Source organism: Candidatus Acetatifactor stercoripullorum (genome assembly GCF_944382095.1).
In the GTDB taxonomy this organism is placed as follows: domain Bacteria; phylum Bacillota; class Clostridia; order Lachnospirales; family Lachnospiraceae; genus Acetatifactor; species Acetatifactor stercoripullorum.
Genome location: NZ_CALWMU010000001.1, coordinates 1 through 11,670 on the forward strand (window position 1 = coordinate 1; position 11,670 = coordinate 11,670).

Consider the following 11,670-nt stretch of genomic DNA (forward strand, 5'->3'; position numbering starts at 1 on the left):
GGGGTCTTAGCTCAGCTGGGAGAGCATCTGCCTTACAAGCAGAGGGTCATAGGTTCGAGCCCTATAGGCCCCATTTTTTTGCCCATAGGTTATTGACAACTAATGATAGTTAGTATATACTAACTTCAGAAATGAAAATCAGTCTCATTAGTTGTAAAGGAGGCAGCATATGGGTACATTGATTGTTTTGGCGGTTTTGGCTGTGGCAGTAGCCCTGATTGTCAGAAGCATGGTAAAAGATAAAAAGAACGGCAAATCCATACAGTGCGGCGGTGACTGCAGGCACTGCGGAGGGCATTGTGGACGTTAGGACAGAGTCAGGCCGCCGGGTAACACAAATGCAGAAGGACAGGATACTTTCCAGATTGAGAGAGAAGGGATGCAGGATCACAAGACAGCGCCTGCATCTGATTGACATCATACTGGAAAACGAATGCTCCAGCTGTAAGGAGATTTTTTATAAGGCGCTGGAACAGGACAATACTCTGGGTGTGGCGACGGTTTACCGCATGGTAAATCTGCTGGAGGAGATCGGAGCCATCAGCCGGAAGAATATGTATAAGGTGGCCTGCTCTGAAAATTGTACGATGGAGAATGCGTGTACGATTGTGCTGGATGATGGCACGGTTTACCAGCTCTCCGCAAGAAGCTGGAACAGCGTAATCAGGGAAGGACTGAGGTCTTGCGGCTATCTGGAGGGACAGAGGGTGGATTCCGTATCTATAAGACCTTGTGAATGTGAAAAACAGGAATGCTGACCGCGGCATAATTTTGTATCTGCCTGTGATGGAATCTCGCTTTTGCACTTGTTCTTGGAAGTGAAGATGTGCTACAATACAAAAAACGGACAGGTCAGGTGCGGAAATTGAAGATAACTTTTGATGAGATACAAAATAATGAAGCGGTAAAAACTTATATTCGGAGAGCGGATGAATCGTTGATTGCACTGGGATATACGGAGCACAGCTTTCCTCATGTGAAGAAGGTGGCCCAGCTTGCCAGTGAAATTCTGCTGACGCTGGGATATGATGAGCGTCAGGCAGAGCTTGCCAGGATTGCAGGCTATCTCCATGATATCGGCAATGTGGTGAACCGGATTGATCATGCCCAGTCGGGAGCAGTCATGGCCTTTCGTATTCTGGACAAAATGGGAGCGGACCCGGAGGACATCGCCACCATAATAACTGCCATTGGAAATCATGACGAATCTACGGCTTTTCCTGTCAATCCCGTTGCGGCGGCGCTGATTCTGGCGGATAAGACGGATGTGCGCTATACCCGGGTGCGGAATCGGGATTTTGCCAGCTTTGATATTCATGACAGGGTAAATTATTCTGTAAAGAAAAGCGAAGTCCACATAGAGAAGGATTCTCATATTGAACTTCGCCTGGAGATAGACACAGAAATGTGTGCAGTCATGGACTATTTTGAAATTTTTTTGAACCGCATGATTCTGTGCAGAAAGGCGGCAGAGCGGCTGGGGCTGGAATTCTGGCTGTGGATTAACGGACAACGCCTGATATAGTTCTGGGAGCCATCAGGGCCTCCAGCTTTTTCAGGTATTGGAATTGTTCCTTTGCCTGACGGGAGGCTTCTGCAAAGAGTTTCTGGGCCTGCTTAGGATGCTGGCGTTTCAGCACGTCATAGCGGATTTCTCCCTCCAGAAAGGTCTCATAGTCCAGCACGGGCTCCTTACTGTCCAGCATAAAAGGATTTTTTCCCTGTTCTTTCAGGGAGGGATTATAGCGGAAGAGGTGGAAGTAACCTGCCTCTACCGCTTTTTTTTCTTCCTGCTGAGAGCTTCCCATACCGGCGCGGATGCCGTGGGCGATGCAGGTTGCGTAGGCGATGACCAGAGAGGGACCGGGATAGGCTGCGGCCTCGCAGATGGTTTTTACTGTATGGCTGTAATCTGCGCCCATGGCGGTCTGGGCCACATACACGTTGCCGTAGGTCATAGCCATGGCGGCCAGATTCTTTTTGCGGGTGGATTTGCCTCCTGATGCGAATTTTGCGGTGGAGCCGGTAGGGGTGGCTTTGGAGGCCTGGCCGCCGGTGTTGGAATACACCTCCGTGTTCAGCACCAGAATATTGATATTCTTGCCGCTTGCAAGGATGTGGTCCAGACCGCCAAAGCCAATATCATAAGCCCAGCCGTCGCCGCCGATGACCCACTGTACCAGATTCTCGTCTGTCTGGTCATAGCGGGAAAGAACCTCCTTTGCTAAGAGCATGCCGTAGCCAAATTCCGCTGCGTCCTCAAACAGAGAGTTGGACCAGGCAGGGCCAAAACCTTCCTGATTTACCGTATAGGCGGTGGAGGGAGAGGAATTTCCCCAGATGGAGGTGCAGCCTGTGGCATTGGCAATATACATTTTAGGTCCAAAAAGCTGTGTCAGAAGCTTTACATAGGGGGTCTCTCCGCAGCCTGCGCAAGCTCCGGAAAATTCCAGAAGGGGACGTAAAAACTGGCTTCCCTTTACGGTATTCGTCTTAAATTTCTCAGCGGCATCCCTTTTTTCGGGGAGGGATTTGCCGTAATCAAAATACTGCTGGGTTTCCTGGTGCTGATGGACTGGGCACATCTCCAGAGCCTTTTGTCCTTGCTTTCCAGGGCACACGCCGGCGCAGGAGCCGCATCCGGTGCAGTCTGTCTGGGATATGGTGATGGAAAAGGAATAGTCCGTCATGCCTGTCATGGGAAGGCTCTGCATTCCCTGAGGCGCTTTGGCTTTTTCAGCGGCTGTCATTACCGCCGGACGAATGACTGCGTGGGGACAGACGAAGGAGCAGCGGTTGCACTGGATGCAGTTTTCAGGCTTCCACACGGGAACCTCAGTGGCTACGTTTCTGCGCTCGTGGGCAGAGCTGCCGGAGGGGAAGGAGCCGTCCGCGTAGGGGCCAAAGGCGGACACCGGAAGAGAATTGCCCCTCTGGTCTGTAACAGGCTGCTGGATATTTTTTACATAGGATAAAACCTCCGGGCGGTCCGGCAGAAGAGGATTGTCAACCCTTAAAGGGGAATTTGAGAAACGCTTCCAGCCCTCGGGCACTGTAATCTGCTGCACCTGGTCAAATCCGCGCTCAATGGCCTGGTCATTCATTTTTATGATTTTTTCTCCCTTGCTGCCATAGCTTTTGCGGGCGGCTTTTTTCATGAAATCGATAGCCTGCTCTCTTGGAAGGATGCCCGAAGCCCCAAAAAAGGCGGCCTGAAGGAGCGTGCTGATTTTGTTGTTCAGTCCGATTTCCTTTCCGATACCGATGGCGTCGATTAAAAACAGACGGATGTGCTTTGCGGCAAGCTGTCCCTTTACGCTGTCGGGCAGAAACTGCTCCAGCTCATTCTCTTTGTAAGGGCAGTTGATGAGAAAAGCGCCCCCTTCTTTTATCTCCGACGTCATATCGTACTTGTGCAGATAAACAGGATTACAGCAGGCTGTGAAATCGGACTGGTGAACCAGATAGGCGCTGCGGATAGGGCTTTTCCCAAACCTGAGATGGGAGATCGTAAGGCCTCTGGACTTTTTGGAGTCATATTCAAAATATCCCTGTACCTTTAACGGCGTGTGATCCCCCACAATTTTTACAATATTTTTGGTGGCGCTTACGGTTCCATCGCCTCCAAGCCCCCAGAATTTGCAGGAAATCATATCCTCTGGTGCAGTGGAGGGAAGAGAGGGGATGTCCAGGGAGAGATGGGTCACATCATCTGTGATGCCCAGTGTAAATCTTTTTTTTGTATGGTTCTCATAGACGGCAGCAATCTGGCCGGGTGTAGTGTCTTTAGAGCTTAAACCGTATCTGCCGGAGAATAAAGCAATATTTTCCCGGCCTCCTTCCTTTAGGGCGGCAAGCACATCCAGATACAAAGGCTCTCCGGGGGAACCGGGCTCCTTGGTGCGGTCCAAAACGGAAATCTGCTCTACGGAGGAAGGAATCGCATCCAAAAGGTGGCGGGCGCTGAATGGACGGTACAGATGCACACAGATCAGGCCGTATTTCTTTTCGGGGAAGGCGTCCAGATATTCCCGTATGGTTTCGCATACGCTTCCCATGGCGATGATCACATGCACGGCATCCTCCGCTCCATAGTAATCAAAGAGACCGTAGGAGGTGCCAAGTCTTTCATTGATTTTTGCAAGGGCACGTTCCACGATTTCCGGAAGCGCGTCATAGAAGGGATTGGCGGCTTCCCTTGCCTGGAAAAAAATATCCGGATTCTGGGCGGAGCCCATCATTTTACCGTGGCGGGGATGCAGGGCGTTTTCTCGAAACCGTTCTACAAGCTTCCTGTCCAACATTTCGGCCAAGGTATCGTAATCCCATACCTTGATTTTGTGCAGCTCGTGGGAGGTGCGGAAGCCGTCAAAGAAATTTAAAAAGGGAAGTCTGCCCTCGATGGCGCTTAAGTGGACGGCGGGGGAAAGGTCCATGACCTCCTGGACGCTGCTTTCCGCAAAAATAGCAGCGCCGGTCTGACGGCAGGCATAGATGTCGGAGTGATCGCCGAAGATGGACAGCGCATGGGCAGCGATAGTTCGGGAGGCAATATGAAATACGCCTGGCAGCAGTTCTCCGGCAATGCGGTAGAGATTGGGGAGCATGAGCAGCAGTCCCTGGGAAGCAGTAAAGGTGACCGCAAGGGTTCCGGCGATCAGCGCTCCGTGTACTGCTCCGGCAGCTCCGGCCTCAGACTGCATTTCTGAGATGGAAAGGGGGTGCCCGAAAATATTTTTCCGGCCCTGTAAGGCCCACTCGTCGGCATATTCCGCCATGGGAGAGGATGGAGTGATGGGGTAAATTGCAGCAATTTCACTGTATGCGTAAGCCACATGGGCAGCAGCCTGGTTGCCGTCCATTGTTCTTTCTTGTCTGAGCATGAGTAGCCACCTCCTGAAGTTGATATACTATTAGAATGACGGCTCTTGTAAAAAATATGTATAGAATCTGGTATTTCGTTGACATGTTTTTTTGGTGGGAATATACTGATAGCAGTCCAAAAAACAGATGGAAAGGGGCAAAAAAATGGAGAAGCTTTTTATTACCTTCCGTTCGGAGGAGGACATCATCGCATTTGTGGAAGTGTGCTGCGAGTATGATGACGCTATCGATATAAGGGCAGGTAAGATGCTCACGGATGCTAAGTCAATTCTGGGAATGCTGCTTCTGAAAACGGGAGAGACCTTTGAGATAGAGTATGGCTGTTATGACAGAGAAGATAATTACAGCCAGTTTCGGGAGGAAATCCTTAAAAAGTTCCAGGTTACCGTGAAGGGGGAGCCGGATAAAAGGACAAGCATGGCTGGGTTATAAGAAAAACGGCTTCCTGATTATTTCAGGAAGCCGTTTACAATTTGTGCCTCAGCTTCGGCCTCAGTGAGTCCCAGAGTCATAAGCTTAATGATCTGATCTCCTGCAATTTTTCCGATGGCTGCTTCGTGGATTAAGGCAGCATCCAGATTATTTGCAGTAATTTCCGGTATGGCGCTGATTTTTGCGTTATCCATAATAATGGCGTCGCATTCGGAATGACCGGCACAGCGGTTGTTGCCGTTGATCTTTGCCAAAAACAGCTGCCTGGAGTCGTCTCTGGCAACGGCGCGGGAAATCAGATTTGCACTGGAATCCACCCCGTCTAAGTCCACCTCAAAGGAGGACTCTGCGTTCTGGCTGCCGTGCGTCATGAGACGCTCGGTGATAACGATCTTTGCGTGGTCTGCAAGCTTTGCACGGGTGGTGCGCTTGGTGGAGTCTACACCCTTTATCTGTACGGTTTCCATCTCCAAAAAGCTGTTTTCTCCCAGGGAAACCACGGTTTCCGGATTCATAATCCGTCCGCCTCTGCCATCCCCGCTTCCGTAATGCTTTTCCACATATTTTACATGGGAGTTTTTTCCTATGTAGAAGGTGTGAATGCCGTCATGGCGGCTGTCCTGCTGGCCGCAGTTGTGGATGCCGCAGCCGGCTACAATGGTAACATCACAGTCATCCCCTACATAAAAATCGTTGTAAACCATTTCGGTCAGGCCGCTTTGGCTTAAAACCACAGGAATGTGAACACTTTCCCGCTTGGTTCCCGGCTTGATAATAATGTCGATGCCCTGTTTGTCCTCCTTGGTAACGATGTCAATATGCGCAGTGGTACTGCGCTCTACGCTTTTTCCGTTGGCCCGGATGTTATAGGCTCCCTCCGGGAGCTCGTGAAGACCGGCTACCTGTTCCAATAATGTTTTTTGTATCTCGTCCATAAAAATCCTCATTTCTGTGTATTTATTTGTGTGGTTTTATTGTTGATAATATTTGCAGCTTTCCGTACCCCTTAACAGCTCCGGAAGAATGGTATCTCTGTGCCCTTTGGCCTGAACGGTGCCGTCGGCAATGACCACGATCTCATCCGCAATGTTCAGGATGCGCTCCTGATGGGAAATGATAATGAGAGAATTGCTGCTTGTCTCGTGGAGCTCCTCAAAGACCTTGATCAGATTGCTGAAGCTCCACAGATCAATTCCGGCCTCCGGCTCATCGAACACGGAAAGGGGCGTGTTGCGGGCGATGATGGTAGCGATCTCAATACGCTTAAGCTCGCCGCCGGAAAGACTGGCGTCCACCTCCCGGTTAATGTAGTCCCTGGCGCAGAGTCCAACCTTTGAGAGATACTCGCAGGCCCCTGAGGTGCTGAGACTGCTGCCCGCGGCTAAGGTGATTAAATCCTTTACCCGGATACCCTTAAAACGCACCGGCTGCTGGAAAGCAAAGCTGATGCCAAGCTTTGCCCGTTGGGTTATGTCCATTTCCGTGATATCTGTGCCCTGAAACAGAATCTTTCCTGAAGTAGGCTTTTCAATGCCCATAATAAGCTTGGCCAGGGTGGATTTTCCGCCGCCGTTGGGCCCTGTGATGGCTGTAAAGGTGTGGTCTTGGAACTTCAGGTTTATGCTTTTAATGATCTCTTTCTGGCCGGAGGCATCCCCCGGAACCTGAAAAGAGACATTCTGTAATTCTAACATAATCTTCCTCCTTATTCTTGCAGAACACTGTGCGCATTGCAGAGTATTTTCTGCAGGCTTTATTTTTAGATGATGGGAGACCTTTTGCCCCTGACATCATCATTTTTACAGTATAGCACAAAATGGGAAAAATCTATACCATTTTTGTAAGAAATATGATATAATGCCTTTGAAAATTGAATATGGGATTTTACAGGAGGTGGAAGCAGTGAAATTTTCCGAGAAGGCTTATGCAAATAAGGCAGCGATTACGGGGCATACCGTGATTGACGCCGTTTTGCTGGCCGCATATGTGATCGAGTGGGTAAAAGGGGCCAGATCAGGGGGATATTTGTTCATCATTGCCTGTTTTATGATTCTGCCGCTGATAGCGGAATGGATTCTCTATGCTAGGGAAAGAGAGTCAAAAGTGGTGCGCCACATTATGGGTACTACCTACAGCTTGTTTTACATATTTGCCATATTTACCACGGATAGTCCGGTGGCTTTTGTATATGCTCTTCCTATGTATATGGTGATCACACTGTATATGGATACGGCATATTGTGCGGCCATAGCTTCGGGCGGCTTTCTTGCCAATGCTGCCTGCGTGATTTATCAGGCGGTGACGGCGGGCTATGGGGCGGATGAAATTAGAAATGTGGAAATTCAGCTGGCCTGTATGGCGCTTACCGGAATTTATATGGTGACAACTACAGTGGGAATCCGGAAATCCCATAGGGCTAATATACAGGAAATTCAAATGCAGCAGGAAAAAACGGATCAGCTGCTCCAGAATGTACTGCAGGTATCCGATCGCATGAGCGAAGGCGTTGCCGCCGCCGCAGATAAGATGGTTCTAGTAAAGGAATCGGTGGAGCATATCAGAAGCTCCATGCAGGAGGTGTCTGCTGGAAGCAATGAATCCGCACAGTCTATACAGAATCAGATGCAGAAAACGGAGCAGATACAGAATTATATTGGAAAGGTACAGGATACGGCGGATTTTATCCGGCAGAATGTTTCGGACACTGCCAGGAAGGCAGAGGAGGGAAAAAACCAGATGGACAGTCTGGCCCGGCAGGTGGAAAAATCCATGAATGCCAATAGGCAGGTGCAGGATAAGATGCAGGAGCTGAGAGGCTATACAGAGCGGATGAACACGATTATCGAGACCATCACAAGCATTGCGGGCAGCACCGGCATGCTCGCCTTAAACGCCAGCATTGAGGCGGCCAGAGCAGGGGAAGCAGGCCGCGGCTTTGCGGTAGTTGCAGGACAGATATCAGGGCTTGCCAATCAAACCAAAACAGCAACGGTAGATATTACGGAATTGATTGAAAATATCCACAAGGAGCTGGAAGACGTGTTTGGGGCTGTGAATGTGGTGATGGAGAGCAACCGGGCAAATGCGGACAGCGCCCGGGTGGTACAGGAGAATTTCGGAAATATTGCTCAGGGCACCCAGGATATTGCACAGCAGACAGGAGAACTGACAGGCGTAGTAAAGGAGCTTGGAGCGGCAAATGGACAGATTGTGGAGAGCATTCAGACTTTGTCGGCTATTACCGAGGAGGTATCCGCCCATGCCAATGAAACCTATGAGGCATGCGAGGAGAATGGAAAGCTGGTGGAAAAGGCAGTGGATATTGTGCAGGAATTAAGCCGGGACGCGGAGCAGCTAAGGAGCAGCAGATAAAATAAATTACAACAGAAAGTTTGAAAAAGTGTAAAAATACTCTTGACTTTTAGAGACAAAAAAGTTAGAATACCTTATGTTGCAGGTGATGATACCTGAACATAAGTCAGTGCGTTTAGCTCAGCTGGATAGAGCGTTTGGCTACGGACCAAAAGGTCGGGGGTTCGAATCCTCTAACGCACGTTAAAAAGCCATCGGCGAAGCCGATGGCTTTTTTGTGCAAAAAAAGACCGTACCACAGGAAGAAAGCCGTTTGAATAGCAATATGTTCTGAATTTAATCAATATGGAGGGAAATTCGGTGTATTTGCGCGGCGGATAAGCCGGTTTGGAAGGATAAATAAACAGGGGACTGCTGTGAGCTTTGCAGCAGTCCCCTGAAAAATTGCCAGAATTACCGGCGGCTATTTTACTTGGAAGCCTTGTCCGCAGATTTCTTTGCGGAGGAGGCGTCCGCCTTGCCCAGAATAAATGTCATAATCATAATGATAATCATGGCTGTGAAAATTCCCAGCATACCCATGCCCATCATTTCCAATGCGACGATAATGTTATTCATATGTGATCTCCTTTCCCTGAACTGCAGATTCTGCTAACCTGTCTGTCAGCCCATGCTTGTTACCAGCTGAATCAGCAGACCGCCAGCTACGGCAGATGCAATCTGGCCTGCAACGTTAGCGCCGGCTGCGTGCATAATTACGATATTTCCGGGAGATTCCTCCTGGGCAATCTTCTGTACCACTCTGGAAGCCATGGGGAATGCGGAAATTCCGGCTGCGCCTATCATGGGGTTGATTTTCTTTTTCAGGAACAGATTCATAATTTTGGCAAGAAGCACGCCGCCAAAGGTATCAAATACAAATGCGGCAAGACCGATGGCCATAATGAAAAGGGTGTCGGGCTTTACAAAGGAATCTGCCTGCATGCTGAAGGAGATAGTGATACCCAAAAGCAGAGTGATCAGGTTTGTCAGTGTGGTCTGTGCCGTCTGGCTTAAGGACTCAAGCACCCCGCACTCGCGGATCAGGTTTCCGAACATCAAAAAGCCCACCAGAGAAGCGGAGGAAGGAGCGATAAAGCCTACAATGATCGTGGTAAAAATAGGGAACAGAATACGGGTACGCTTGGAAACGGATTTGTTGTCGTAATCCATGCGGATGGAACGTTCCTTTTTCGTCGTGATCAGCTTGATGGCAAAGGGCTGTACAATAGGAACCAGCGCCATGTAGGAGTATGCGGCCACAGCAATGGCGCCCACATATTGGGAATTGAGCACCTGGGACACTAAAAGGGAGGTGGGACCGTCCGCAGCGCCGATGATACCGATGGAAGCGGCATCATTCAAAGAAAATCCCAGAGCGGAAGCCAGAAGCAGTGCGGCAAAAATACCGAACTGAGCGGCAGCTCCGAAGAGGAACATGGAGGGCTTGGCCAAAAGAGGACCAAAGTCGATCATAGCTCCGATACCGATAAACAATAACAGGGGCATTGCCTCCGAAGCGGCAATTCCAACGTCATAAAGCCAGGAAACAATACCGTGGGTTTCGCCTACCCCCTGGAGAACCTGATCCACCGCATTGCTGCCGGGCAGGTTTACCAAAATGGCGCCGAAGCCCATTGGCAGCAGCAGAGCAGGCTCATACTCCTTTTTGATTGCCACCCAGATTAAGGCGGCTCCTACTACATACATTACGATTTGCTGCCAGGTGACGGCAGCGAGACCTTCCCATAAAAATGACATTTTTCTTACACCTTTCTTTGTTTTTTGAGAATAAAAAAGACCTTTACCATGCGGGGAAGGAAACCCTTGCGTGATAAAAGTCTTGCCGTTTCAATTACAGGCGGGCAGTTTCCCAAGATGCCGAAATGTCGCCTGCAATCCATAATTCGTAAAGAACATGGCGGCTACTCCCTTTTGTCGATTAATTATATAAAATATGTAGAAAAAAAGCAAGTGGAAAGGAAGAAAAATTGCCGTAACATCAGATTGCTTTTTTGTACGAATGCACGTATAATGAAAATAACTGGTTGGCAGCAGAAAGGAAGGATATTATGGCGGAATTAAAAGGAAGCAGGACAGAGAAGAACCTTATGGAGGCGTTTGCGGGAGAGTCTATGGCTCACACCAAATACAAGTATTATGCTTCCAAGGCAAAAAAGGACGGCTATGTGCAGATTGGAGAGCTGTTTGAGGAAACGGCTGCAAATGAGAAGGAGCACGCAAAGATATGGTTTAAGCTTCTTCATGACGGTATCGGCTCTACTCCGGACAATTTAAGGGACGCTGCAGAGGGCGAGAATTACGAGTGGACGGATATGTATGACAGATTCGCAAAGGAAGCGAAGGAAGAGGGCTTTGAGGAAATTGCGGCCCTGTTTGCAGGCGTTGCGGCCATTGAAAAGGAGCATGAGGAAAGGTATAGAAAGCTGCTTCAAAATATTGAAGAGGGCATTGTATTTTCCAGGGATGGGGATACCATCTGGAAGTGCAGAAACTGCGGACATATTGTGATCGGGCCAAAGGCGCCTGAGGTATGCCCGGTGTGCAGCCATCCCCAGTCTTACTTTGAAATCAAGGCGGAAAACTATTAATAGAAATTAATGGAAATAGAAAAGGGAATGGAAGCAAAAGAAACAGCTGTCAACAAAAGAGCCTGTAAAAGATGTCTCACCAGGGAAATGGCGGGTTCAGAGGCATACTTTGAAAATCTGTACGCTTATATTGCCGGTTTGGATGATGGCATAAAGGCGGATGGAACGCTTTATGAAAAGCGGCTTGGAGTGTGCAGGGAATGCGATCTGCTTTTTCAGGGGATGTGCAGGGCCTGCGGATGCTATGTGGAGCTTCGGGCGGCGGTGGCCAGAAATGAGTGCCCATACAAAAAATGGTGAGAAAAAAGGGAGCCAAAGCTCCCTTTTTTCATGCTTCCCAAACGGCATCCGGCAGGATGAACGCGTCTTGGCGCACCTGGCACAGAGCAGG

Annotated in this window: 12 protein-coding genes and 2 tRNA genes; 9 read left to right on the top strand and 5 right to left on the bottom strand. The window is 49.4% G+C overall.

Annotation, left to right across the window (positions count from 1 at the left end; genetic code table 11):
* The 4 genes from SHK35_RS00005 (at position 1) to SHK35_RS00020 (ending at position 1,525) form a co-directional block, all read left to right on the top strand.
* A tRNA-Val gene (locus tag SHK35_RS00005) sits at positions 1-73 on the top strand.
* 96 nt (positions 74-169) lie between these two features.
* On the top strand, positions 170-310 hold the full coding sequence (locus tag SHK35_RS00010) for a FeoB-associated Cys-rich membrane protein (protein ID WP_318705410.1): 141 nt from the start codon (positions 170-172) through the stop codon (positions 308-310).
* 28 nt (positions 311-338) lie between these two features.
* On the top strand, positions 339-758 hold the full coding sequence (locus SHK35_RS00015) for a transcriptional repressor (RefSeq protein ID WP_318705438.1): 420 nt from the start codon (positions 339-341) through the stop codon (positions 756-758).
* Positions 759-865: 107 nt separating this feature from the next.
* Entirely contained in the window at positions 866-1,525 is a 660-nt protein-coding gene (locus SHK35_RS00020; protein ID WP_318705411.1) for an HD domain-containing protein, read from the top strand.
* On the opposite strand, the gene nifJ is transcribed toward SHK35_RS00020, so the two are convergent.
* The gene (nifJ, locus tag SHK35_RS00025; protein ID WP_318707939.1) at positions 1,503-4,883 is read right to left on the bottom strand and encodes a pyruvate:ferredoxin (flavodoxin) oxidoreductase; all 3,381 of its coding nucleotides are present in this window, start codon (positions 4,881-4,883) and stop codon (positions 1,503-1,505) included. The genes SHK35_RS00020 and nifJ overlap by 23 nt on opposite strands.
* A 145-nt stretch (positions 4,884-5,028) precedes the next feature.
* Between nifJ and SHK35_RS00030 the strand changes: the two genes are divergently transcribed.
* On the top strand, positions 5,029-5,316 hold the full coding sequence (locus SHK35_RS00030) for an HPr family phosphocarrier protein (protein ID WP_318707941.1): 288 nt from the start codon (positions 5,029-5,031) through the stop codon (positions 5,314-5,316).
* Positions 5,317-5,333: 17 nt separating this feature from the next.
* Here SHK35_RS00030 and SHK35_RS00035 read toward each other — a convergent pair whose 3' ends face one another.
* Together SHK35_RS00035 and SHK35_RS00040 are read right to left on the bottom strand one after the other, a co-directional pair.
* Positions 5,334-6,251 (bottom strand): SufB/SufD family protein, encoded by a 918-nt coding sequence (locus tag SHK35_RS00035; protein WP_318707943.1) that lies wholly within the window; start codon positions 6,249-6,251, stop codon positions 5,334-5,336.
* Positions 6,252-6,287: 36 nt separating this feature from the next.
* Positions 6,288-7,010 carry an ABC transporter ATP-binding protein gene (locus SHK35_RS00040; protein WP_318707945.1) on the bottom strand — a complete coding sequence of 241 codons (723 nt, stop codon included), beginning with the start codon at positions 7,008-7,010 and terminating at the stop codon, positions 6,288-6,290.
* A gap of 163 nt (positions 7,011-7,173) precedes the next feature.
* Between SHK35_RS00040 and SHK35_RS00045 the strand changes: the two genes are divergently transcribed.
* The gene (locus SHK35_RS00045) at positions 7,174-8,688 is read left to right on the top strand and encodes a methyl-accepting chemotaxis protein (RefSeq protein WP_318707947.1); all 1,515 of its coding nucleotides are present in this window, start codon (positions 7,174-7,176) and stop codon (positions 8,686-8,688) included.
* Between the two features lie 109 nt (positions 8,689-8,797).
* Positions 8,798-8,871, top strand: a tRNA-Arg gene (locus tag SHK35_RS00050).
* Between the two features lie 225 nt (positions 8,872-9,096).
* Here SHK35_RS00050 and SHK35_RS00055 read toward each other — a convergent pair.
* Together SHK35_RS00055 and SHK35_RS00060 are read right to left on the bottom strand one after the other, a co-directional pair.
* Positions 9,097-9,246 carry a hypothetical protein gene (locus tag SHK35_RS00055; RefSeq protein ID WP_318707949.1) on the bottom strand — a complete coding sequence of 50 codons (150 nt, stop codon included), beginning with the start codon at positions 9,244-9,246 and terminating at the stop codon, positions 9,097-9,099.
* 45 nt (positions 9,247-9,291) lie between these two features.
* Positions 9,292-10,428, bottom strand: a complete 1,137-nt coding sequence (locus tag SHK35_RS00060) for a sodium ion-translocating decarboxylase subunit beta (protein WP_318707950.1) — start codon at positions 10,426-10,428, stop codon at positions 9,292-9,294.
* 311 nt (positions 10,429-10,739) lie between these two features.
* On the opposite strand from SHK35_RS00060, the gene rbr reads away from it, so the two are divergent.
* Both rbr and SHK35_RS00070 read left to right on the top strand, forming a co-directional pair.
* Entirely contained in the window at positions 10,740-11,279 is a 540-nt protein-coding gene (gene rbr / locus SHK35_RS00065; protein WP_318705421.1) for a rubrerythrin, read from the top strand.
* 27 nt (positions 11,280-11,306) lie between these two features.
* Complete coding sequence (locus SHK35_RS00070; protein ID WP_318707951.1) at positions 11,307-11,579, top strand: DUF6171 family protein; 273 nt, start codon at positions 11,307-11,309, stop codon at positions 11,577-11,579.
* The last annotated feature ends 91 nt before the right edge of the window (positions 11,580-11,670 follow it).